The sequence below is a fragment of the Phenylobacterium sp. genome (assembly GCF_041919955.1).
In the GTDB taxonomy this organism is placed as follows: Bacteria; Pseudomonadota; Alphaproteobacteria; order Caulobacterales; family Caulobacteraceae; genus Phenylobacterium.
Map to the genome: position 1 here is coordinate 88,865 of NZ_JAYRSU010000007.1, position 22,435 is coordinate 111,299.

The window sequence follows — 22,435 nt, forward strand, 5'->3', positions numbered from 1 at the left end:
ACGCCGGGCGCTCTAGGCGAGCGAGGCCGGATCGATCGCGTAGACCCTGGAGCAATATTCGCAGGTCACGCGGATCTGGCCGTCGTCCTCGACCATGTCGGCCCGTTCACCCTCGCCGAACGACTTCAGCACCGTCTCTATGCGCTCCTGGGAGCAGCGGCAGAAGGCCTGCAGGGCTTTGGGCTCGAACACACGCACGCCGTCCTCGTGGAACAGGCGGAACAGCAGGGTCTGCGCCGAGATGGTCGGATCGAGCAGTTCGTCCTCGCCGATCGTCTCGAAGAACGCCTGAGTGCGGGTCCAGGCCTCCTCCGTCGAGCCGCGCGCTTCGTCCGAGGCGATATTCTGGATCAGCATGCCGCCGGCGCGCCAGCGGAGGCCCGCGCCGATATCGGCCTGGCCGACCGCGAGCCGGACGCGGGTCGGGGTCTGCTCCGATTGGGCGAAATACTGCTCGGCGCAGAGGGCGAGCGTCTCGCCTTCGATGGGGGTCACGCCCTGATATCGGTCCATGTCCGGCCCCTGGTCGACCGTCATGATGAATACGCCGCCGCCCAGCAGGGTCTTGGCGCCTGGGCGCACAAAGCCGTTGGTCGCCTTGGCGACCTCGTCCTCGTCAAAGCGGCAGTAGCCGCGCAGGGCGCCGCTGGTGTCGTAGTCGGCCACGACGTAGCGCACCGGCCCGTCGCCTTGCGCCTGGACGATCAGTCGGCCCTCGAATTTCAGGCTGGAGCCGACCAGCGCGGCGAGCGCGCAGGCCTCGCCCAGCAGATTGGCCACCGGCTCGGGATAGGCGTGACCGGAAATGATCTCGTCGATCGCCGGGCCCAGACGCACGATGCGGCCGCGCACGGCCTCGCGCTCGATCTGGAACGGGGCGACGATGTCGTCGGGATGGGCGGGCAGCGCGATGTCGGACATGGTGGCGCCATATAGGGCGGCTGGACGCAAGTTGCGAGCGTCCGCGGCCAACCGCCCCAGTTCAGGCTGTCTCGAAGCCGATCAGATCGCGCCGAAGCACCAGGCCAGGATCGACTTCTGGGCGTGGATGCGGTTCTCCGCCTCGTCCCAGATCAGCGATTGCGGGCCGTCGATGACGTCGTCGGTGACTTCCTCGCCACGGTGGGCCGGCAGGCAGTGCAGGAAGACGCCGTCCCTGGCGGCCAGGGACATCAGGTCGGAGTCGACCTGATAGGGCTCCAACGCTTCCATGCGCTCGTCATGGTCGGTGTCGCCCATCGACACCCAGGTGTCGGTGATCACGCAGTCGGCGCCGCGCACCGCTTCGCGCGGGTCGTCGGTCGTGAACACCTGTCCCTGGAGATCGGCGGCGCGGGCCAGGTCCATCAGGTCCGGGTGGTAGAGCGCCGGGCTGGCAATGTTCAGCTTGAAGCCGAGCTTGGGCGCAGCGTGGATGAAGCTGGAGCAGACGTTGTTGCCGTCGCCCACCCAAGCCAGGGTCTTGCCCGCCACAGGCCCGCGATGTTCCTCGAAGGTCATCAGGTCGGCGAGGATCTGGCAGGGATGGCCCTTGTCCGACAGGCCGTTGATGACCGGTACGGTCGAGGCGTAGGCCAGCCGCTCGACGTCCTCGTGACTGTTGGCGCGCAGCATGATCGCATCGACCATGCGTGAGAGCACCTTGGCGGTGTCCTCGATGGTCTCGCCGCGGCCGAGCTGCATGTCGTTGGCGGTCGAGATGATCACGTCGCCGCCGAGTTGGCGCATGGCCGCGTCGAACGAGAAGCGGGTGCGGGTGGAGTTCTTCTGGAAGATCATCGCCAGGGTGCGCTCGCGCGCCGGCGCGTCTGCGTCGACGCGGCCCTGCGGCCAGCCGCGGCGGGCCGCCTTACGGGCGTGGGCGTCGTCGAGGATGGCGCGCAGGTCGGAAGCTTCGATCTTCCAGAGGTCGACAAAGTGTCTCGGGGACATTGGATCCCTCCAAGCCGCCCGCGCCCGCTGCGGCGGGGACGGACGGCGATGCTCAGATGGGCTCCCGGTCATGCGGGAGTGAGCGGGCCTATGGGGTCAGGCGGCGGCTTTGGCCTTGGCGCGGGCGGCTTCGCAGGCGCGCTCCAGCTTCTCGATCGCTTCCCGCGCCTCTTCGAGGGTCAGGGTGAGCGGCGGGAGCAGGCGCACGCAGTTGTCGCCGCCGCCGGCGATCAGCAGGTGCTGGTCGCGCGCGTGCTGCATGAACTCGCGGTTGTTGGTGGCGAGTTTCAGGCCCATCAGCAGGCCCTTGCCGCGGATGTCGACGACGATGTCCGGGAAGCGGTCCTTCAGCCCGTTGAACTGCTGGGTGAAGTAGCCGGTCAGCTCGCGGACGTGATCCATCAGTTCGGGCTTGGTCAGCTCTTCCATCGAGACCAGCGCGACGGCCATGGCCAGCGGGTTGCCGCCATAGGTCGAGCCATGCGAGCCGACGGTCATGCCGGCGCCGGCCGCGGCCGAGGTCACGCAGGCGCCGACCGGGAAGCCGCCGCCCAGCGCCTTGGCGACCGCGACGATGTCCGGCTTCACGCCGGCGGCCCATTCCCAGGCGAAGAGCTTGCCGGTGCGGCCCAGGCCGCACTGGATCTCGTCCAGGATCAGCAGGGTTCCGGTCTCGTCGCAGAGCGCGCGCATTTCCTGGAGCTGCTGCTCGGTCAGGGCGCGAGCGCCGCCTTCGCCTTGCACCGGCTCGACGATGATCGCCGCGGTGGTCGGGCCGACGGCGGCCTTCAGAGCCTCCATGTCGCCGAACGGCAGCTGCACGAAGCCGGGCATGCGCGGGCCGAAGCCCTCAAGGTACGAGGCGTTGCCCGAGGCGTTGACCGCCGCCAGGGTGCGGCCGTGGAACGAGCCTTCGAAGCCAATGATGTCGATCCGCTCGGCCGCGCCATTAGCCCAGTGATACTTGCGCGCGGTCTTGATCGCGCACTCGATCGCCTCGGCGCCCGAGTTGGTGAAGAACACCTCGTCCAGGCCGGTCAGGTCGCACAGCACCTTGGCCAGCTTTTCCTGGCCCGGGATCTTGAAGACGTTGGAGACGTGCCAGAGCTTCTCGGCCTGGTCCTTGACCGCCTGCACCAGCCTGGGATGCGAGTGGCCGAGCGCATTGACCGCGATGCCGGCCATGCAGTCGAGATAGGCCTGCCCGTCCGTGGTGAACAGTCGCGCGCCCTCGCCTCGTTCGAACGCCAGCGGGGCGCGATTGTAGACGCCCATGATGTGGTCGCTGGGAACGGTCGCGGCTTGATGCGCGGTCTTTTCAGTCACGGGAGAGCCCTCCGAAAACATAAGCGTCCCCGCAGCGTCGCAGCGGGGACTGGAAGGCTTGGCGTTTTCCGTCGGGAACGCGGCTATGTCAATGTTCGGTTCTGTGACGACGCACGAGACCTTACGTAGCGTAAGGTCCAGCTTTGGCCACGAAGATCTGCGAGGAGCCACAAATGAAAGCTATCTATACCCTCGTGCCGCTTGCCGCCCTTACCCTGGCCGGATGCGCCTCCATGGAGCCCGCCAAGAGCGCCGAAGTGACCGGACAGGTCATCTATCGCGAACGGATCATGCTGCCGCCCAATGCGCAGGTTACGGTGACCCTGGCCGACACCTCGCTGATGGACGCGCCGTCCAAGACCATCGCCACCCAGGTGATCAAGGGCCAGACCGCCCCGCCCTTCAAGTTCGCGCTCGCCTACGATCCGAAGGCCATCGACCCGCGCAACACCTACTCTGTGTCAGCCCGCATCGAGGTCGACGGCAAGCTGCGCTTCATCACCGACACCCACACCCCGGTCATTACCCGCGGCGCGCCGACCCACGTCGAGATGATCGCCGTGGGCGTGCCCCAGAACTGACCCCAGACGGGCGGGGCCGGCTTCAGGACTTCAGCTTGTAGCCGGTCTCGAACATCCACAGGCAGGCGAACGCCATGGCGATCACCAGCCCGGCCGTCATGCCCACACCCGCCAGCAGCGAACCCTCCGCGTGGCCGATGAAGCCGTAGCGGAAGCCGTCGATCAGGTAGAAGAACGGATTGTAGTGGCTGGCCGAGCGGAACGGCTCGGGCAGGCGGTCGACCATGTAGAAGGTCCCCGAGAGGAAGGTCAGGGGCATGATGACGAAGTTCGTCACCACCGCCATGTGGTCGAACTTCTCCGCCCACAGCCCGGCCATGATGCCGACCATGCCCAGGATCAGGGCCGCGCCGATCCCGAAATAGAGCACCGCCCAGATGTGGGCGACCGGCAGCGCCGTGAACGGCAGGATGGCCAGCAGTGTCACCGCCCCAACCGCCACGCCGCGGGTGGCCGCGCCCAGCGAGAAGGCCAGCACCTGCTCGACCGGCGACAGCGGCGGGGTCATGAAGTCGCCGATCAGCCCGTTGAACTTGGCCTGCAGCAGCGACGACGACGAGTTCGCGAAGGCATTGTTCAGGATCTGCATCATGATCAGGCCCGGCGCCACGAACACCGCGAACGGCGTGCCGTCGATCGGCGGGCTCGCGCCGCGCACCGCCACCACGAAGACCATCATGTAGAGCAGCGCGGTGACGACCGGGGCCGCCAGGGTCTGCAGCCCCACCTTCCAGAACCGGCGCACCTCGCGCGCATAGAGGGTCGCAAAGCCCCCCCAGTTGAACCCGTGATAGTCGCGGGGCTGGGGCGGGACGACGGCGTCGGCTGCGGGCATGTCCTTCATAGGCCAGGATTTGCGCCTGCTCGGCCGCGGGCGCAAGGGCGCCGCATCCTCCAAGGCGAAGCCTGTGGACAGAATCAATATCTGGTTTCTGTGGACGAAGGCGAGGGCGCCTATTGTGGCTGTTAAGGAAGTGGTTACGATATCTAGTAGTTGATGGCGGTCACGAATTGGGACTGCCACAAGATGTTGATCCTGGCCGCCGCGGGGGCGGTCGCCAGGTGCTTAAATCAGCGGGTGGAGGCCAGACATGGGTTGGACTGACGAGCGCGTCGAGAGTCTGAAGAAACTCTGGCAAGACGGCCTTTCGGCCAGCCAGATCGCAAAACAACTGGGCGGGGTCACCCGCAACGCCGTGATCGGCAAGGTGCACCGCTTGGGGCTCTCGGGCCGCGCGGCGCCGTCGAAGCCGGCTCGTCCGACCTTCAAGGCGCCGCGTCCCGCGCGCCCCGCCGCAGCCCCGGCTGCGCCGCGCCGCGTGGCCGAGCAGACCGTGCCGGTCGCCGCAGCGCCGAGCTCGTCGCCGGTCCGCTACGTCGAGGAAGCGCCGGGCACCGCCACTGTGCTGACCCTGGGCGCCCACATGTGCAAGTGGCCGATCGGCGATCCGTCGAGCGACAGCTTCACCTTCTGCGGCCGCCGCCAGGATGAAGGCCCCTATTGCGTCGAGCACGCGCGCATCGCCTACCAGCCTGCGCAGACCAAGAAGAAGTCGGGCGCCAACGAACTGGCCCGCTCGCTGCGCCGCTACATCTGATCCGGGGGGATGGGTTGGGGCGCGTCAGGCCGCGGCGTCGCCGCCGGCCGGGCGCGCCCTAGCTTCTTTTCGGGCCGGTCTATCGCTATGTCTGCCCCATGACCGAGGTCCAGACCGACAGCAACGCCAAGGCCTATTCGGTCTCGGAACTGGCCTTCGCGCTGAAGCGCACCCTGGAGGACGCCTACGGCTTCGTGCGCCTGCGGGGGGAGCTCTCAAAGGTCACGCACCACTCCAACGGCCACGTCTACCTGACCATCAAGGACGAACGCGCCGCCATCGACGGCGTCGTCTGGAAGGGCTCGGTCAAGAACCTCTCCATCCGCCCGCAACAGGGCATGGAGGTGGTCGTCACCGGCAAGATCACCACCTATCCCGCCGGCTCGCGCTACCAGATGGTCATCGAGACCATGGAGGCGGCGGGCGTCGGCGCCCTGCTCGCCCAGCTCGAGCGGCTGAAGGTCAAGCTGCACGGCGAAGGCCTCTTCGATCCGGCCCGCAAGCGGCCGATCCCGACCATGCCGGCGGTGGTCGGCGTCATCACCAGCCCGACCGGCGCGGTGATCCGCGACATCCTGCACCGCATCCGCGACCGCTGGCCGTGCCGCGTCATTGTCTGGCCTGTGGTGGTCCAGGGCGACGCGGCCGCGGGCCAGGTGGCCAACGCCATCGCCCGCTTCAACGCCCTGCCCGAAGGCGGCCCGGTTCCGCGGCCGGACGTGCTGATCGTCGCGCGCGGCGGCGGATCGGTCGAAGATCTCTGGGCCTTCAACGACGAGGGCCTGGCCCGCACGGTGGCCGAAGGAACGATCCCGCTCATCTCGGCCGTGGGCCACGAGACCGACACCACCCTGATCGACTTCGTCTCCGACCGCAGGGCGCCGACCCCGACCGCCGCGGCCGAGATGGCGACGCCCGTCTTCGCCGAGTTGAAGGGCTACATCAGCGACCTGACGGCCCGCATCCACCGCTGTGGCGGGCGGCTGGTCGAGGAGCGCCGCGGCCGCGTGGAGCACGCCGGTCGCGCCCTGGCCCGCGTGCCGGACCTGGTCGAGATGGCCGCCCAGCGCTTCAACCTGGCCGCCAGCCGTCTGGGCGCGGGCCTCTCGCGCAACGTCGCCGCACACCAGACCGACCTTGTGCGGGTCTCTGCGCGCCTTACCCCCTCGCTCCTGCGCCGGCCCCAGCAGGTCCAGGCGGACCGGCTGGAGCGCCTGGCGGTGCGCCTGCCCCCGGCGATGGAGCGCAAGCTGGATCGCACCGCCGAGCGGCTGGAGGGCCTTTCCAAGCTCTACGGTTCGGTCGACCCCAGCGCTCCGCTCAAGCGCGGCTTTGCTCGCGTACACCGAGCCGACGGCTCGCTGGTGCGCCAAGGCGCGGCCCTGGAGAGCGGCGAGGCGGTGCGGCTGGTGTTCGCCGACACCGACCGGCGGGCGGTCATCGACGGCGCATCCGACGCGCCCCGTCCCGCCCCTGCATCCGCCTCTGCGCCGGCCAGGACGCCGCGGGCGCCCAAGCCCGCGCCGCCCTCGAACCAGGGCGATCTGTTCTGAGCGCGCCAGCCGCGCTACATAGAGACCATGAACGCTCACGACCGCGACCTCACCGGCTCCGACATCGCCTCGCTGCACTATGGCGACGGCGACTTCGTCGTGCTGAAGCCCGGGCGCTACGTGATCTGCGCCGTGTCGAAGGTGAAGATCCCCGTCGAAGCGCTGCGCTACTGGAACCCCGCGCTCCAGGAAGCCTACGCCACGCCCGCCGAAGCCCTCGCCCGGTGGAAGGAAATCAATTCCTGAAGTGACGGCCGCCGGTCCGGGCGCGACCTAACGCCCGCGCTTGTAGGTCTCGTTGGGCCAGCGCTTGTGGGTCCAGAACCACTCGGCCGGGCGGGCCAGCACCTGTTCCTCAATGAACGCGTTGACCTTCCGCACGCCCGCCTCGATGTCAGCGGTGGTGTCGCCGGTGTGCTCCAGCGTGATCGGCGGATGCACCACCACGCGGAAGCGCGCCTTGCGCCCTCGCTGCACCGACATCGGCTGCAGCACCGTGTCGAACCGGAGGGCCAGGCGCGAGGGGCCAGGCGCGGTGTGGCAGGTCCGGCCGAAGAACGGCGCCGCGACACCCCCATTGAACTTCTGGTCGTTCATCAGCGCCACGGACTCGCCGCGGCCCAGCGCGCCCAGCAGCTCGCGCGCGCCATCTCCGCCCTTGGGCGCGAAATAGCGGACGCCGTAGCGGAAGCGGTAGTCGCGCACGCGCTTCTCGACGTGCGGGTTGTTCATCGCCCGATAGGTGATCTGGCACTTCACCGGCGAGTTGACGATCGCGGCGGGCATCACCTCGAAATTGGCGAAGTGGCCCGAAACGAAGACCACCGGCTCCTGTCGCGCCGCGATCTCATCGAACCGCGCCCCGTTCACGATCTCGACCCGGTCGGGCGAGCCGATGATCCGGTCCATGATCAGCAGTTCCAGGAAGGTGCGGCCGGTGTTGTCCCATTGCGCCTTCAGCAGATCGGCGATCTCTGCGTCGCTGGCCTGCGGGAAGACAATCCGCAGATTGATCTCGGCCACGCGATGCGCACCGGTAAGCGGCCCGAGGGTGCGGAAGAACCACGACCCGAAGTCGGACACGAAATCCACCGGCAGAATCCGCGCGAACGCAATCACCACGTCGAAGGCCAGAGCCTCCAACCGCCACAAAATGTCCTGCGCCATCGAGGGCTTCGCCTGCGTCATGGCCCTGTAGTAGTCGCGTCGTTCCCTTCCGCGCAACGCGAACGGCGCTCGCTTGGCGCGCGACTTGCGAAATTCAGGTCAGGCCGTCTCGCTTTGGGACGGGCGGCAAGCAGAGGGACTGGGGCGATGGAGCCCATGGGCAACAATATCGACGTTCATCTCGGCAAGCGGCTGCGCCGTCGGCGGCGGCTGCTGGGCCTGACGCAACAACAACTGGCCGGCGCCTGCGGCGTCCGGTTCCAGCAGATCCAAAAGTACGAATGCGGCGCCAACCGTATTTCGGCGGCGCGCCTCTGGCAGCTGTCCGAGGCCCTGGAAGTGCCCGTCGGCTACTTCTACGACGGCCTGGCCGAGGCTCCGCAGCCGGAACAGGTGATCGGCCGCGGTCTCGGCGAAGCCGGCGGCGAGATCGCCAGCAAGGAGACGCAGGACCTGATCCGCGCCTACTACCAGCTCGGCGAGCGTCCGCGCCGCCGGCTGCTCGACCTGGCCAAGTCGCTGAACGGCGACCACGAAACCGCCTAAGCCTGCTTGCGCCCGACCATGCGTGTCCTCGAGCCGTTCTCGGGGATATCGCGGAGGCCGGCGGCGAGGTAAAGCGGGAGCCATGCCCGCCTCCGACCTCACCGCCGGCCGTCTGGCCGAACTGGACACCTTCCTTCTCGAACTCAACGCCGCGTCCGCGGGCGTCATTCTGCCGCTGTACCGGGCCGAACACGGCCTGGAGGACAAGGGCGGGGCCAAGGGGTTCGATCCCGTCACCGCCGCCGACAAGGGCGCGGAGGCGGCCATCCGCAAGCTCATCGCCGAGCGCTATCCGGAACATGGGGTGATCGGCGAGGAATACGGCGAGGACCGCCCGGACGCCGAGTTCGTCTGGGTGCTGGATCCCGTCGACGGCACCCGCGCCTTCATCGCCGGCCTGCCGCTTTGGACCACGCTCATCGGCCTGCGTCACCAGGGACGCCCTGTGCTGGGCTCGATCGGCCAGCCCTATCTCGAAGAAATCTTCATCGGCCACGCCGGCGGCTCTCGCCTGGTCGCGCGCGGCGCCGAGCGGCCGCTCAAGGTGCGCCCCTGTCCGAAGCTGACTGACGCCATCATCGCCACCACCGACCCCGAGGCCTGTTTCGACGGCGCCGAACTGGGCGCCTGGACCCAGGTTCGGGCCGCCGCACGGCTGGCGCGGCTGGGCTGCGACGCCTACGCCTATGCGATGGTCGCCATGGGCAAGATGGACATGGTGATCGAGGCGGGCCTCAAGGCCTGGGACATCGAGTCGGCAATCCCCCTGATCGAGGGCGCCGGCGGGCTGGTGACCGACTGGCGCGGACGCCCCGTCGGTCCCAACGGCGGGCAGATCGCCATCGCCGGCGACCGGGCCTGCCTCGACGAGGCCCTGGTCGCGCTCAAGCGCTCGGCGAAATAGCTACGTCTTGGCCGGCGCCTTCTTGGGGGCGGCGGCCTTGGTCTTCGGCGTGGCGGCGGCCTTCGGCGCAGCCGCCTTTGCTGCGGGCGCCTTCGCCGGCTTCGCGGCGGCCTTGGCCGGCGCAGCCTTGGCGGCCGCCTTCGGAGCCGCAGCTTTCGCCGCCGCGGCTTTCGCAGCAGTCGCCGCCTTGGCGGCGGGCGCAGCGGCCTTCTTGGCCGGCGCCGGCTTCGCGGAGGCCTTGGCGGCGGGCTTCGGGGCGGCCTTCGCAGCCGCAGCCTTGGGCGCAGCGGTCTTCTTCGGCGCGGCCGGCTTGGGAGCCGCAGGGGCCTTGGTCGCGGCCGGCGCCTTCGCAGCCGTTTTCTTCGGCTCGGCCTTCTTGGGCTCGGTCTTCGGCGCAGCGGGCTTGGCCGCAGCCTTCTTCGCCGGCGCCTTTGCGGCGGGCGCGGCCGGGGCAGCGGCGACGGGAGCCGGCTGCGGCGCGGATTCAGGCTTCACCTCAGGCTTCGGCGCTGGAGCGGGCGTAGGCGCGGCAGCAAGCGGTTGCGGGGCCGGCGCCGGCTCGGCCGGCTTGGCGGCAGGGGCGGCCGCCGGCGGCGATCTGCCGAGCAGGGCGTCGAGCGCGCGCAGGAAGATGTTCCGCATTGAGTCCGTCTCCATCAGGATTTCGTGGTACGCGCCAGGGACCGAGATGAGCTGCCCCTTGGGCAGGTTCCTGGCGGCGGCGCGCTGCGCATCGTTGTCGACCAGCTTGTCTTGTTCGGCTGAGACGATGACGACCGGAATCGTCACGCTTTTCAAGTTCTCAGCGCGCGCCAGATAGGTCGTGGCGCGGAAGGCGAAGTCCAGCCACCCCCAGGTCGGCCCGCCAAGGCCGAGGTCGGGATGGGCGACGACCTGCGCCTTGGCCCGCTCGTAGCGCGCCTTGTCGTGGGTCAGGACATTGGTCTTGAAGGTCTCGGGCGGTCCATTGTCCGGCCGCGCCAGATCGCCCCCCTGGCCGAGCAGGACCTTGAGGCCCGCTAGGCCTCGCGCGACGAAACGCGGCAGGCCGCCGGTCTGGATGCCCAGCATCGGGGCCGACAGGATCGCTCCTTCGAAGCGCGGGGCCTGCCCGTGGGCCAGGGCCAGCAGGGTCAGGCATCCGCCCATCGAATGGCCGATCGCGAACCATGGCTTGGGCAGGCGGCTTTCATACTTGGCCAGCAGGGCGTGGTAATCGTCGAGGAAGGCTTGGTAGCCGTCGGCGTGGCCCGCCAGCCGGTTGGTCAGGCTGCGGTGCGACAATCCCTGGCCGCGCCAGTCGTGGGCCAGCACCACATAGCCGCGGCCGGTCAGCTCCTCGATGACCTCGAAATACTTCTCGATCGGCTCCGTGCGTCCGCCGCTGAGCACGATCGAACCGTGGGCCTTCCCCTTGGCGGGGAACAGCGCGGCGCGCAGGTCGCCCGGTCCGCCGCCGTTGAACCACTCGGCCTCTCCACCGGCCGGAACCGGAGCCTGCGGGATCGCGATAAGGGGCGCAGCGGTCATCTAGGCCATCCGTGCGAAGAGCGACTGCATCTGCGGCTGCAGCGACATGGCAAGGCCCATGTCCGACACCTTAAGCCGCCCGGTGATCACGGCGGTCATGGGGTTCAGCTCGCCCGCGCCCAACGCCTTGAGGTCCTTGGCGCTGATCGACACGGTGAGGTCGGCGGGCTTGTCCTCGTTGGTGACGTTCGCGCCGTCGATGTGGATGAAGCCCTCGCCCCGCAGATCGACCTTGAACGACTTGCCCAGGCCCGAATCCGCGCCGACTGCGGCGGCGACCTTCCGGGTCAGTTCTTCAAGGTTCGCCATCTGCTCCGTCTCACATCGTCGTGAGCGTGCAGCTTCGCCTCAAGCGCGAGGCAAGTAAACGGCTCAGCCAGGGTTTGAGCCGCGATTTCGCAAACTGCGCCCGGCTATTCGGCAGGCGGCGTGACCGGGCAGGTCTCGGCGATGCGCTTGGCGATCGTAGTGGCGTTCGCGCTGAGGGGCACGCCCGCATAGACCGTGCTGATCTTGGCGTTCATGGTGAAGGTGGTCGGCGAATAGGTGCCCGTCGCCTGGATCGAGGCCTTGCTGCCGTTCTTGGTCGCGCAATCGCCCTTCAGCCGGATCTTGCCATCCTTGAACACCCGAGTGGGATAGTCGCACTTGTAGTGCCGGTTCGACGGGCCCATCACGAACTTCGACACCTCAGCCGGCGTGATGCAGCGCTTTTCGGTCTTGGACTGGCTGATGATCGCCGAGACCTTGTTCGTCACGTCCCAGTAGCCCGGCAGGATGGTCTGCTCCTGGGCGAAGGCCGGCGCGGCGGCGAGGACGCCGACGGCGGAGATCAGGGCGAGGGCGGTCTTGGCGTGCATGTCATAGCCTTAGTTCAATCGGCCGGCGGGAGGCTAGCGCCTTGCAGATGACCGCAACCTGACCAGCGCCGGCGACGGCCCATTCATCTAGGAACGCTGCGCGGCAGGTCCAGGCCCCGCCTCAGGCCCTGGGCTTGACCAGCCGCAGGGTCATGCGGTCGCTCTCGCCGATGGCGTCGTACTTGCTGCGGTCGAAGGCCGGGTTGGCCGGCTCGCCACGCGGCGCGGTCAGGCCGACAGGCGGCAGGGTCCAGACGCCGAAGGGATGGTCCTTGGTGTCCTTGGGGTTGGCGTTGATCTCGCTGGTCTTGTCGAGGATGAAGCCAGCCTCCTGGGCCAGCCGGATCGCATAGGCCTCCTGAACGTAGCCGTCGGGAGCCAGCACGTCCTGGACCGCGCCGGCGTCCGCCCGGTGTTCCTCGATCCCCAGGACGCCTCCGGGCTTGAGGGCCGCATAGGCGTCGCGGAACGCCTTCTCGACGATGCCAGCCGCCATCCAGTTGTGGAGGTTGCGCAGGAACAGCACCAGGTCGGCGCTGCCGGCCGGCGCCACCGGTCCGCTGGTCGGGCCGAAGGCGGTGATCTCGACCTCGCCGTAGATCTTCGGCTTGGCCTTCAGCTTGGCGCGATAGGCCTCGACGATCTCCTTCGAGGCTGGGTCGCTCGGCTCAAGGTCGGCGGCGATCAGCTTGCCTTTGTTGGCCGCCAGGTAAGGGGCGATGATGTCGGTGTACCAGCCGGCTCCCGGCCAGAACTCGACCACCGTCTGCCCGGGCTTCAGGCCCCAGAACTCCAGCGTCTCCACCGGATGGCGCCAGGCGTCGCGGACGCGGTCCGACGGCGCCCGCCAGGCGCCAGCCGCGGCCTCGGCCAGGGTCATGTTGCGGGCGGCCTTGGCCGGCGCCTGCTCCGCCGCCGGCTTGCGGCCGCAAGCGGCCAGGGCCAGCCCGCCGGCGATGCATCCGCGGCGCGAGAGCGAGACTGTCGAAAAGAGAAATCCGTACCGCATGAAAGGCCCAAGAACGCCGCCGTCCCGAGCCGCCTAGCGTGACCCGGGACGATGGTCAAAGCATGGCCCTACTGTTTCACGAACCGCAGCGTCATGCGGTCGCTCTCGCCGATGGCGTCGTACTTGGCGCGATCGAAGGCCGGGTCGGCCGCCTCGCCGCTCTTGGAGGACTGACGGCTGGGCGGCAGGGTCCAGACGCCGAAGGGGTGGTCCTTGGTGTCCTTCGGATTGGCGTTGATCTCGGAACGGGCCGCCAGCTTGAAGCCCGCCTTCTGCGCCGCAGCGATCACCGCGTCGGTAGCGACATAGCCGTCGCGGGCGTCGGGGACCTGGGGCCGGGTCGGGTCGGCGCGGTGCTCCTCGACCGCCAGCACCCCGCCCGGCTTCAGCACGGCGTGGAAGTCGGCCATCGCCTTGTCCAGCATTCCAGGCTGCCACATCCAGTTGTGGATGTTGCGGGCGGTGATGACCATGTCGGCCGAGGCCGGCGCGCCCAGCGGCCCGGACACCGCGCCGAAGCCGACATAGGACACGTTCCCGAACTTGGCGGCGTCTGCGTACTTCGCCTCGAAGTTCGCCCGGCCCTTGCGTGCGCCCTCCGACAGCTTGGGATTGGCCAGATCCGCGACGCCCGCCACATAGGTGCCGCCGGTCGCCTTGGCGTAGGGAGCCAGGATTTCGGTCCAGTAGCCGGAACCGGGCGAGATCTCGATGATGGTCTGGCTGGGCTTGACGCCCCAAAAGACCAGCGTCTCTGACGGATGGCGCGCGGCGTCGCGAGCGACGTGGTCGGCGGCGCGCTGAGGCCCCGCGATGGCGGCGGTCAGCGCCTTGTCCTGATTGGCGGCGGCCGGGGCGGCGACCGCCGCGGCGATCGCGAAAGCGGCGGCGAAGGCGAGGGAACGGTGGGGCATTCGATGTACCTTCTCGGGGGAATTGTCCTGGGCGCTGCGACCCTAGTGAGCCGCCCGTCCCTGGCAACCCGCCTTCAGCATTCGCACAGAAAATTCCGCGCCGGCGTCGCCGATCCAGGTCTTGAACCTCGTGGAACGGCGCCCACCTAAGCAACCGAAGGCGCTGGGTGACCGGGCCTTCCGGACATTGGGCGAGGCCGATCTTGGCTCGCACGCCGTCCGATCAACGCAACCTTGCTTAAGCCAAGAAGGTATTTCACATGCGTACTATCGACTTCTCCCCGCTCTATCGTTCCGTCGTCGGTTTCGACCGCTTGGCCTCGCTGCTGGAAACCGCCAGCGCTGACGCAGCGGCCGGTTATCCGCCCTACAACATCGAGCGCACCGACGAGAACGCCTACCGTGTCGAGATCGCGGTCGCCGGCTTCCGTCCGGAAGAACTGAACATCGAGGTCAAGGAAAACCTCCTGACCGTCCAGGGCCGCAAGACGGCCAACGACGACCAGCGCCGGTTCCTCCACCGCGGCCTGGCCGAGCGCAACTTCGAGCGCCGGTTCCAGCTTGCCGACTATGTGGTGGTGACCGAGGCCAAGCTCGCCGACGGTCTGCTCTCCATCTCCCTCAAGCGCGAGCTGCCGGAAGCCCTGAAGCCGCGCCGCATCGAAATCAGCACCTCGGCCCAGCCGGAGCTGATCGAAGGCGAAAAGGCCGCCTGATCCTCCCCTCGAGGCGGTCTCCCCCAAGGGGCGGCGCAGCGACCTGCACCGCCCCGCCCCCTCCCAGCCTTCAGGGCGGCGTCGCAGGACGCCGCCCTTTTTCTTGCTCAGAACGTCCCGTGGCGGCCCTCCCCGCGGGTGAAACGCGTCGCCCCTTCCAGCGCCTCGCCCGAGGCCAGGGTCGCGCGTCCCAGCTCGATCTCGCGGCGTGTGGCCGCCGGCCAGTCCATGGACCATTGCGAGATCGCCGAGGCGCGGTCGTTGCGCAGGCAGAGCTGCGGAAAGGCGGAGATCTGCGCGGCCAGGGCCAGGGCCGCCTCCAGCGCCTGCCCCTGCGGGACCAGGCGGTTGGCCAGGCCGATGTCGAAGGCCTCCTGCGCGTCGACCGGCCGGCCGGTGAGGATCAGGTCCATGGCCCGCGAATGGCCGATCAGCCGCGGCAGGCGCACGGTGCCGAGGTCGATGAGCGGAACGCCGAACCGGCGGCAGAACACTCCGAACACCGCGCCTTGGGCGGCCACTCGCAGATCGCACCACGCCGCGACCTCCAGGCCGCCGGCCACCGCATGGCCCTCGACCGCGGCGATCACCGGCTTGGAGAGTTCCAGGCGCGTGCACCCCATGGGACCCAGGTCCCCCTCGGAATGCACCGGATTGCCCCGCCCCTCGCTGACGCCCTTCAGGTCGGCTCCGGCGCAGAAGGTCCCGCCCCGCCCCTGCAGCACCGCCACGTCCAGGGCCTCGTCGGCGTCGAAAGCCTTGAAGGCGTCGTAGAGGGCGCGGGCGGTCTGCCCGTCGACCGCGTTGCGGCGCTGCGGCCGCTCGATGGTGACGATGGCCGTCCGGCCGTGGATTTCGACGCTCACCGTGCTCATGGCGACCTCCGCTTGGCGAGATCGCAGCTTAGCGCCTTGCCCGGGCGTCAGCCCAAGCCGCTCAGATCACGTCTTCCAGGCCGCGCGCGCCCCACTTCTGGGCGCCCGAGAGGTTCGCGCCACGGACCATGGCGCTCGTGAAGTTCGCGCGGCTGAGGTCGGCGTCGACGAAGATGGCGTGACGGCAGTCGGCGCGAGCGAGGTCGGCGTTCTTCAGCACCGCCCCGGTCAGGTTGGCCGGCAAGGTCCGGTCCGCGCCGAGCAGCAGCGGCCCCACCTGGGCGTCCCGCAGGTCCGCCCCCGACAGCTTGGCGCCGATCAGGCGCGCGCCGCGCAGGTCGGCCCGACGCAGGTTGCAGTTGCGCAGGTCGGCGCCGTCGAGCTGAGCGCCCTGAAGCTGCACGCCCTCCATGTCGAGGCCGTAGAACACCGCGCCCTTGGCCGACAGGGCGGTCAGGTTGAAGCCACGGATGGTCTCCAGCGCCCGCAGATCGGCCTTGTCGAAGACGCTGGGCGTGCCCTCTGCGCCGCCGCTCTCGCACCACTTGGCGTGGTCGCGGATCATGGTCTTGTAGGGCAGGTCTTCGACCGACTTGCCGACCGGCTCGTCGGTGAGGACGCCGCGCATGTCGGCCTGGCTGACGTTCCAGGCGAAGGTCTTGGCGCCCACCAGGATCACGTCTCGCAGGTCGGCCCCGGCGAGGTCGGCGCCCGACAGGTCGGCCCCGGCCATGTTCGCGCCCGACATGTTGGCCTGCTTGAGATTGGCGCGCACCAGCTTGGCGTCCTTCAGGATCGCGTCGCTGAAATCGGCCTTGATCGCCATCACGCCGGACAGGCGCGAGCGCTCCAGGTTGGCGCCGGCCAGGATCGCGCCCGAGGCCTCGCCCACGCGGTTGATGTGCTCCAGAACCCGCAGGCCTTTGTCGCGGTCGCCGACCGCGATCGAGCCTTCGCGCAGGTCGGCCTCGAACAGGTCCGCGCCGGTCAGGTTGGCCCCGCGCAGGCAGGCGCCGCGCAGGTCGGCGCGGCGCAGCGAGGCGCCGGTCAGGTTGGCGTTCTGCAGGTCGGCGCCGAACAGATTGGCGTGGTCCAGGCGCACGCCCTGCATCTGGCAGTCGGCGAGCAGCGCGCCGGTCAGGTCGGCGTCGCAGAGGTTCTTGCCCCGCAGGTCGAGGCCCGAGAGATCCTTCCACGCGAACACGGCGCGCGCGCCGCCGGGCTTGGACGTCCACAGGCGGTCGTGCTTGGCGCAGACGGCGTCCAACTCGCTCTGGTCGAGCCTGCGCAACTCCTGGGTGGGAGCGGTCTGGGCGGACATAGGTAACCCCACTCACTTTCGAGGGGTGATTCTAGGCGCGCCCAATTAACACGCTCTTTCCGCAGCTTAGCTTTGCCGTGGTTAATTGGCGGCCGGCCGGTAGTCCGCGTAGAGGGCGGCGGCCTCGCCCGAGAGCACGCCCATGCGCACCGCGACGCCCGCTGCGACGAGCCGCTCGGCGCCCTGGCCGGCCGCGAACGGCGAGGCGTCCTCGCAGGCGATCACCACCTCGGCGACACCCGCGCTTACCAGACGCTGCGAGCAGGACGCGGCCCCCGACGAGCGTGCGCCGCAGGGCTCCAGCGTGACATAGGCGACCCCGCCTCGCGCGCGTTCCCCTGCCATATCAAGGGCTTGCTCTTCGGCATGGGGGCGACCGCCGCGCGCGGTCACGCCCTCGCCCACAACCTCGCCGTCCTTGACGATCACGCAGCCGACGCTCGGATTGTCGGCGGTGAGGCCGACATGCTCGCGGGCCAGCGCGATGGCCCGGCGCATGTGGAGCTGGTCGACCGCCGCGCCCATCAGATCTGCGGCAGGGCGGTGGCGCGCGCTTCATCCAGGTAGCGGGCCGCTGTCGGCTTAAGGTTAGCGTCGAGCTCGATCAGCAAGGGGTTGGAGGTCGGAATCTCGACCCCGATGACGGCCTCGTCCGACAGGTCGAACAGCAGCTTCACGATCGCCCGCAGCGAGTTGCCATGGGCCGCGATCAGCAGGGTTTCGCCGGCCGACAGGTGCGGAGCGATCTCGGCTTGCCAATAGGGCTCCACACGCTCGAGCGTGGTCTTCAGGCTCTCGGTGTCGGGCAGGACGGCGCCGGCGTAGCGGCGGTCCTTCGAGAAGTCGAACTCGCCGCCCGGCGCCAGCGGCGGCGGCGGCACGTCGTACGAGCGGCGCCAGACCTTGACCTGTTCCTCGCCGTGCTTGGCGGCGGTCTCGGTCTTGTTCAGGCCGGTGAGCCCGCCGTAGTGGCGCTCGTTCAGGCGCCAGTCCTTAGTCTCCGGTACGAAGACCTGGCCCGCTGCGGTCAGGGCCAGCCACAGGGTGCGGATGGCGCGGGTCAGCACCGAGGTGTAGGCGCGGTCGATCTGCAGGCCGGCGGCCTTGATCAGCTCGCCGCCCTTCCTGGCCTGGGCCTCGCCCTCGGCTGTCAGGTCGACGTCCACCCAGCCGGTGAAGCGGTCCTCCAGGTTCCATTGGCTCTGGCCGTGGCGAAGAAGGATCAGGGTCGGCAAGGCGCAGCGCTCCGCTCGGTTAGGGGATTGCGGGTTCGGCTAAGGCTCGCGCGCCGGGGCGTCAAGGTCCGCTGGCTCCCAGCCGCGGCGCTGGTTATATGAGGCGCCATGCTCGACCGGCTGTTCTTTCCCCTGATCGCCACGCTCGCCATCGCCCTGGTGGCGCTGGCCGCCGTCTGGCCCCAGGGCCTGGGCGACCGCTCGCCCGGTCCGTTCGGCCACGAACCGGTGCAGCGCACGGCCAAAGCCCAGGCCGCGATGAAGCGCGAGACCGAGGCCTCGGAACAGAAGCTGCGCGCCGCGCGCGAGGCCGTCGCCGACATGCAGGCCCGAGCGCTCAGCCCCACCAAGTAATGACAGGCCCCGCCAGCATGACCGAATTCGACGCCGTCGCCGTGGGCCGCCGCGTGCTGGGCGCGGAGGCCGACGCCCTGCGTCAGCAGGCCGACGGACTGGGCGAGGCCTTCGCCAAGGCGGTCGACCTGCTCTACGCCGCCAAGGGCCGGGTGATCCTGACCGGCATCGGCAAGTCGGGCCACGTGGCCAAGAAGATCGCCGCCACCTTCGCCTCCACCGGCGCGCCGGCGTTCTTCGTGCACGCCAACGAGGCCAGCCATGGCGACCTGGGCATGATCGCCGACGGCGACGTGATCCTGGCGCTGTCGAAGTCCGGCCAGAATTCGGAACTGGCCGACGTCATCGCCTATTCGCGGCGCTTTCACATCCCGCTGATCGCCATCACCGGCTCGGACGAAAGCCCGCTGGGCCAGGCGGCCGACGTGGTGCTGAAGCTGGCCGACGCCCCGGAGGTGACGGCCGAGGTCAAGGCCCCGACCACCTCCACCACCCTGCAGATCGCGCTGGGCGACGCCCTGGCGGTCTCTCTGCTGGAGCGACGCGGGTTCACGGCCAAGGACTTCAAGATCTTCCACCCGGGCGGCAAGCTGGGCGCCATGCTGCGCACGGTCGGCGACCTGATGCACGGCAAGGCCGACCTGCCGCTGGTCGGGCTCGATACGCCGATGGCCGACGCCCTGCTGGTGATGACCGAAAAGGCCTTCGGCATCGTCGGCGTCACTGACGCGGACGGCGCGCTGAAGGGCGTGATCACCGACGGCGACCTGCGACGCCACATTGACGGCCTGCTGACCCACACCGCAGGCCAGGTGATGACTCCTGGGCCCAAGAAGTCCGCCCCGCCCCAGATGCTGGCCGCCGAGGCCCTGGCCTTGATGAGCGATCCGCTGCCGATGGTGACGGTGCTGTTCGTCATTGACGACGGCAAGCCGGTGGGAATCCTTCGCGTGCACGACCTCGTTCGCGCCGGCGTCTGACGATCGTCACGAAACGTTCGCTGCGCGTCCGCGTTGGCATGGCCTTAAGGTCTGCCGGCTTTAAGAGCCCGGAAGCCTGAGATAACGGAGTTATGATGCTGCCAGCCCCGCGCGCCGATCTCGTTCCGAACACGGTCGACTACGAAATCACCCCGCTGGTGAAGGCGACGGGCTTTCGCGAATACGACGCGCGCTGGCTGTTCGGCCCTGAGATCAACCTGCTGGGCGTCGAGGCGCTGGGGCTTGGCCTTGGGACCTACATTCACGAGCTTGGTCAGACCAAGATCGTCGTCGGCCACGACTTCCGCTCCTATTCGCTGTCCATCAAGCAGGCCCTGACCGTCGGCCTGCTGGCCGCGGGCTGCGAGGTTGTCGATATCGGCTTGGCGCTCTCGCCGGTCGCCTATTTCGCCCAGTTCGCGCTCGACGCGCCGTGCGTGGCGATGGTCACGGCCAGCCACAACGAGAACGGCTGGACCGGCGTGAAGATGGGGGCCCAGCGCCCGCTGACCTTCGGCCCGGTCGAGATGGGCCGCCTGAAGGAGATCGTGCTGGGCGGCCAGGGCGTGGCCCGGCCGGGCGGCTCGCTGACCCATATCCAGGGCTTTTCCGAGCGCTACATCGCCGACGTCTCCTCGCGCGTCTCGATCAAGCGGCCGCTGAAGGTGGTCTGCGCCTGCGGCAACGGCACGGCCGGGGCCTTCGCCCCCGAGGCTCTACGCCGAATGGGCGTCGAGGTGGTCGAGATGGACTGCGACCTCGACTGGACCTTCCCGCGCTACAACCCGAACCCGGAAGACCACGAGATGCTCAAGGAGATGGCCAAGGCCGTCAAAGAGCACGGCGCGGACTTGGCGCTCGGCTTCGACGGCGACGGCGACCGCTGCGGCGTGGTGGACGACACCGGCGAGGAGATTTTCGCCGACAAGATCGGCCTGATGCTGGCCCGCGACCTCTCGGCGCTGCACAAGGACGCGACCTTCGTGGTCGACGTGAAGTCGACAGGCCTCTTCGCCACGGACCCGGTGCTGGCCGCCAACGGCGCCAAGACCGTCTACTGGAAGACCGGCCACTCTTACATAAAGCGCAAGACCGCCGAACTGGGCGCCTTGGCCGGCTTCGAGAAGAGCGGCCACTTCTTCTTCAATGACCCGATCGGCCTTGGCTACGACTGCGGCCTGACCGCGGCGGCGGGCGTGCTGGCCATGCTGGACCGCAATCCCGACAAGACCCTCTCGCAGCTGAAGGCCGCCCTGCCGGTAGCCTACACCTCGCTCACCATGTCGCCGCACTGCGCCGACGAGGAGAAATACGGTGTCGTCGACGACGTGGTCGCCGAGTACGAGGCCCTGGCCAAGGACGGCGGGACCATTCTGGGCCGGAAGATCGTCGAGGTGATCACGGTCAACGGCGTGCGCGTGGCGCTGGAGGACGGCTCGTGGGTGCTGGTCCGCGCCTCGTCAAACAAGCCCGAGATCGTGGTGGTGGTCGAAAGCACCCGGTCCGAGGACGACATGCGCGCGCTCTTCCGTCAGGAAGTGAAGCCGCGTTTGGCCAAACGGCCACAAATCGGCGCCTACAATCAGGAAGTCTAACATCGCGGCGCGGGATTTGCTGCGCTGCAAGAGAAGTGTTCCGGTCTGGATCGCACGTGATTGCGGGGGCGCCCGCGGCGTGGTGAAAGGCGGGGCGTAAACGAGCTCAAGGGTAATCCATGCACGTCACGATGATCGGCACCGGCTATGTGGGCCTGGTGAGCGGGGCCTGTTTCGCCGACTTCGGCCACACCGTGACCTGCATCGACAAGGACGCCGGCAAGATCGAGCGCCTGCGCAGCGGCGGCATCCCGATCTACGAGCCGGGCCTGGACGTGCTGGTAGCGCAGAACGTCAGGGCCGGACGCCTGTTCTTCGACACAGAGGCCGCCGAGGCCGTGAAGAAGGCCGACGCCGTATTCATCGCGGTCGGCACGCCTTCGCGTCGCGGCGACGGCCACGCCGACCTTTCCTACGTCTATGCGGCCGCCGAGGAGATCGCCGGGCTGATAGACGGCTTCACCGTGATCGTCACGAAATCGACCGTGCCGGTCGGCACCGGCGACGAGATCGAAAAGATCATCAAGGCCAAGCGTCCCGACGCGCAGTTCGCCGTCGTCTCGAACCCTGAATTCCTGCGCGAAGGCGCGGCCATCGAGGACTTCAAGCGCCCGGACCGCGTCGTGGTCGGCATCGAGGACGAGCGCGCCCGCCCTGTGATGACCGAGCTCTATCGCCCGCTGTTCCTCAACGAGACGCCGATCCTGTTCACGGGACGGCGGACCAGCGAACTGATCAAGTACGCGGCCAACGCCTTCCTCGCCATGAAGATCACCTTCATCAACGAGATGGCCGATCTCTGCGAGGCCGTCGGCGCCGATGTGCAGCAGGTGGCCCGTGGCATCGGCCTCGACAAGCGGATCGGCAACAAGTTTCTCAACGCCGGCCCCGGCTACGGCGGCTCGTGCTTCCCGAAGGACACCCTGGCTCTGGTGCGCACCGCCACCGACGCCGGCGCGCCCGTGCGCCTCATCGAGACCACGGTGAAGGTCAACGACAACCGCAAGAAAGCCATGGCGGGAAAGGTGTCAGACGCCCTGGCCGGCGACCTTTCCGGCAAAACCGTCGGGGTGCTGGGTCTGACCTTCAAGCCGAACACCGACGACATGCGCGACGCGCCCAGCCTCGATATCGTACCGGCCCTGCAGGCTATGGGCGCCAAGGTTCAGGCCTTCGATCCCGAAGGGGGGCACGAGGCGCGTCAGCTGCTGCGCGACGTGGATTTCAAGGACGATCCCTATGCCGCCGCCCAGGGCGCCGACGTGCTGGTGATCATCACCGAATGGGATCAGTTCCGGGCGCTCGATCTCGGGCGCGTGAAGGAGATCATGAAGGCGCCGGTGCTGGTCGACCTGCGCAACATCTACAAGCCCGACGACGTGCGCAGCCGCGGCTTCAAGTACGCCTCGGTCGGCCGGGCTTAAGATCGGGCGGCGTCC

General features: G+C 68.7%; 25 protein-coding genes. 11 read left to right on the forward strand and 14 right to left on the reverse strand.

Features of this window, described 5'->3' with window-relative positions:
- Positions 1 to 12 precede the first annotated feature (12 nt).
- The 3 genes from ACE3T2_RS08360 to ACE3T2_RS08370 all read right to left on the reverse strand — a co-directional run bounded on the left by ACE3T2_RS08360 (position 13) and on the right by ACE3T2_RS08370 (position 3,207).
- Complete coding sequence (locus ACE3T2_RS08360) at positions 13 to 921, reverse strand: Hsp33 family molecular chaperone (protein WP_374656643.1); 909 nt, start codon at positions 919 to 921, stop codon at positions 13 to 15.
- An 81-nt stretch (positions 922 to 1,002) separates the two neighbouring features.
- Entirely contained in the window at positions 1,003 to 1,932 is a 930-nt protein-coding gene (gene argF, locus ACE3T2_RS08365; RefSeq protein ID WP_374656645.1) for an ornithine carbamoyltransferase, read from the reverse strand.
- Positions 1,933 to 2,028: 96 nt separating this feature from the next.
- Positions 2,029 to 3,207 (reverse strand): aspartate aminotransferase family protein, encoded by a 1,179-nt coding sequence (locus tag ACE3T2_RS08370; protein WP_374656756.1) that lies wholly within the window; start codon positions 3,205 to 3,207, stop codon positions 2,029 to 2,031.
- A 224-nt stretch (positions 3,208 to 3,431) separates the two neighbouring features.
- Between ACE3T2_RS08370 and ACE3T2_RS08375 the strand changes: the two genes are divergently transcribed.
- The gene (locus tag ACE3T2_RS08375) at positions 3,432 to 3,839 is read left to right on the forward strand and encodes a YbaY family lipoprotein (RefSeq protein ID WP_374656647.1); all 408 of its coding nucleotides are present in this window, start codon (positions 3,432 to 3,434) and stop codon (positions 3,837 to 3,839) included.
- Positions 3,840 to 3,861: 22 nt separating this feature from the next.
- Here ACE3T2_RS08375 and ACE3T2_RS08380 read toward each other — a convergent pair whose 3' ends face one another.
- Positions 3,862 to 4,683: an ABC transporter permease gene (locus tag ACE3T2_RS08380; RefSeq protein ID WP_374656649.1), complete on the reverse strand. Its 822-nt coding sequence runs from the start codon at positions 4,681 to 4,683 to the stop codon at positions 3,862 to 3,864.
- A gap of 247 nt (positions 4,684 to 4,930) precedes the next feature.
- Between ACE3T2_RS08380 and ACE3T2_RS08385 the strand changes: the two genes are divergently transcribed.
- The 3 genes from ACE3T2_RS08385 (at position 4,931) to ACE3T2_RS08395 (ending at position 7,236) form a co-directional block, all read left to right on the forward strand.
- Entirely contained in the window at positions 4,931 to 5,437 is a 507-nt protein-coding gene (locus ACE3T2_RS08385; protein ID WP_374656651.1) for a GcrA family cell cycle regulator, read from the forward strand.
- 98 nt (positions 5,438 to 5,535) lie between these two features.
- The gene (gene xseA / locus ACE3T2_RS08390; protein ID WP_374656653.1) at positions 5,536 to 6,990 is read left to right on the forward strand and encodes an exodeoxyribonuclease VII large subunit; all 1,455 of its coding nucleotides are present in this window, start codon (positions 5,536 to 5,538) and stop codon (positions 6,988 to 6,990) included.
- 27 nt (positions 6,991 to 7,017) lie between these two features.
- Positions 7,018 to 7,236 (forward strand): DUF2093 domain-containing protein, encoded by a 219-nt coding sequence (locus ACE3T2_RS08395; protein WP_374656655.1) that lies wholly within the window; start codon positions 7,018 to 7,020, stop codon positions 7,234 to 7,236.
- A 27-nt stretch (positions 7,237 to 7,263) separates the two neighbouring features.
- Here the strand turns inward: ACE3T2_RS08395 and ACE3T2_RS08400 are convergent, their stop codons facing one another.
- Positions 7,264 to 8,178, reverse strand: a complete 915-nt coding sequence (locus ACE3T2_RS08400) for a lysophospholipid acyltransferase family protein (RefSeq protein ID WP_374656657.1) — start codon at positions 8,176 to 8,178, stop codon at positions 7,264 to 7,266.
- Positions 8,179 to 8,304: 126 nt separating this feature from the next.
- On the opposite strand from ACE3T2_RS08400, the gene ACE3T2_RS08405 reads away from it, so the two are divergent.
- Both ACE3T2_RS08405 and hisN read left to right on the forward strand, forming a co-directional pair.
- The gene (locus tag ACE3T2_RS08405; RefSeq protein ID WP_374656659.1) at positions 8,305 to 8,703 is read left to right on the forward strand and encodes a helix-turn-helix domain-containing protein; all 399 of its coding nucleotides are present in this window, start codon (positions 8,305 to 8,307) and stop codon (positions 8,701 to 8,703) included.
- Between the two features lie 82 nt (positions 8,704 to 8,785).
- Positions 8,786 to 9,607 (forward strand): histidinol-phosphatase, encoded by an 822-nt coding sequence (gene hisN / locus ACE3T2_RS08410; protein WP_374656661.1) that lies wholly within the window; start codon positions 8,786 to 8,788, stop codon positions 9,605 to 9,607.
- Here hisN and ACE3T2_RS08415 read toward each other — a convergent pair whose 3' ends face one another.
- From ACE3T2_RS08415 to ACE3T2_RS08435, 5 genes are all read right to left on the reverse strand, one after another.
- On the reverse strand, positions 9,608 to 11,137 hold the full coding sequence (locus ACE3T2_RS08415; RefSeq protein ID WP_374656663.1) for an alpha/beta fold hydrolase: 1,530 nt from the start codon (positions 11,135 to 11,137) through the stop codon (positions 9,608 to 9,610). It abuts the gene before it with no gap.
- On the reverse strand, positions 11,138 to 11,446 hold the full coding sequence (locus ACE3T2_RS08420) for an SCP2 sterol-binding domain-containing protein (protein ID WP_374656665.1): 309 nt from the start codon (positions 11,444 to 11,446) through the stop codon (positions 11,138 to 11,140).
- 104 nt (positions 11,447 to 11,550) lie between these two features.
- A complete protein-coding gene (locus ACE3T2_RS08425; protein WP_374656667.1) occupies positions 11,551 to 11,997 on the reverse strand; it encodes a DUF3617 domain-containing protein in 447 nt (148 codons plus the stop codon).
- Between the two features lie 121 nt (positions 11,998 to 12,118).
- Positions 12,119 to 13,006: a class I SAM-dependent methyltransferase gene (locus tag ACE3T2_RS08430; protein ID WP_374656669.1), complete on the reverse strand. Its 888-nt coding sequence runs from the start codon at positions 13,004 to 13,006 to the stop codon at positions 12,119 to 12,121.
- A gap of 68 nt (positions 13,007 to 13,074) precedes the next feature.
- Positions 13,075 to 13,920: a class I SAM-dependent methyltransferase gene (locus ACE3T2_RS08435; protein WP_374656671.1), complete on the reverse strand. Its 846-nt coding sequence runs from the start codon at positions 13,918 to 13,920 to the stop codon at positions 13,075 to 13,077.
- A 260-nt stretch (positions 13,921 to 14,180) separates the two neighbouring features.
- On the opposite strand from ACE3T2_RS08435, the gene ACE3T2_RS08440 reads away from it, so the two are divergent.
- Entirely contained in the window at positions 14,181 to 14,636 is a 456-nt protein-coding gene (locus tag ACE3T2_RS08440) for an Hsp20 family protein (protein ID WP_374656673.1), read from the forward strand.
- 107 nt (positions 14,637 to 14,743) lie between these two features.
- On the opposite strand, the gene ACE3T2_RS08445 is transcribed toward ACE3T2_RS08440, so the two are convergent.
- From ACE3T2_RS08445 to gpmA, 4 genes are all read right to left on the reverse strand, one after another.
- Positions 14,744 to 15,511 (reverse strand): crotonase/enoyl-CoA hydratase family protein, encoded by a 768-nt coding sequence (locus ACE3T2_RS08445; protein WP_374656675.1) that lies wholly within the window; start codon positions 15,509 to 15,511, stop codon positions 14,744 to 14,746.
- Between the two features lie 61 nt (positions 15,512 to 15,572).
- Complete coding sequence (locus tag ACE3T2_RS08450) at positions 15,573 to 16,832, reverse strand: pentapeptide repeat-containing protein (protein ID WP_374656677.1); 1,260 nt, start codon at positions 16,830 to 16,832, stop codon at positions 15,573 to 15,575.
- Between the two features lie 81 nt (positions 16,833 to 16,913).
- Positions 16,914 to 17,357: a bifunctional diaminohydroxyphosphoribosylaminopyrimidine deaminase/5-amino-6-(5-phosphoribosylamino)uracil reductase RibD gene (locus tag ACE3T2_RS08455; protein ID WP_374656678.1), complete on the reverse strand. Its 444-nt coding sequence runs from the start codon at positions 17,355 to 17,357 to the stop codon at positions 16,914 to 16,916.
- Entirely contained in the window at positions 17,357 to 18,067 is a 711-nt protein-coding gene (gpmA, locus tag ACE3T2_RS08460; RefSeq protein ID WP_374656679.1) for a 2,3-diphosphoglycerate-dependent phosphoglycerate mutase, read from the reverse strand. The genes ACE3T2_RS08455 and gpmA overlap by 1 nt, the downstream gene beginning before the upstream one ends.
- A 108-nt stretch (positions 18,068 to 18,175) precedes the next feature.
- Here gpmA and ACE3T2_RS08465 point away from each other — a divergent pair, with 108 nt between their 5' ends.
- From ACE3T2_RS08465 to ACE3T2_RS08480, 4 genes are all read left to right on the forward strand, one after another.
- The gene (locus tag ACE3T2_RS08465) at positions 18,176 to 18,421 is read left to right on the forward strand and encodes a hypothetical protein (RefSeq protein WP_374656680.1); all 246 of its coding nucleotides are present in this window, start codon (positions 18,176 to 18,178) and stop codon (positions 18,419 to 18,421) included.
- Between the two features lie 17 nt (positions 18,422 to 18,438).
- Positions 18,439 to 19,401, forward strand: coding sequence for an SIS domain-containing protein (locus tag ACE3T2_RS08470; RefSeq protein WP_374656681.1), 963 nt, complete (start codon positions 18,439 to 18,441; stop codon positions 19,399 to 19,401).
- Between the two features lie 95 nt (positions 19,402 to 19,496).
- Positions 19,497 to 20,996 carry a phosphomannomutase/phosphoglucomutase gene (locus ACE3T2_RS08475; protein ID WP_374656682.1) on the forward strand — a complete coding sequence of 500 codons (1,500 nt, stop codon included), beginning with the start codon at positions 19,497 to 19,499 and terminating at the stop codon, positions 20,994 to 20,996.
- Between the two features lie 119 nt (positions 20,997 to 21,115).
- Entirely contained in the window at positions 21,116 to 22,420 is a 1,305-nt protein-coding gene (locus ACE3T2_RS08480; protein ID WP_374656683.1) for a UDP-glucose/GDP-mannose dehydrogenase family protein, read from the forward strand.
- The last annotated feature ends 15 nt before the right edge of the window (positions 22,421 to 22,435 follow it).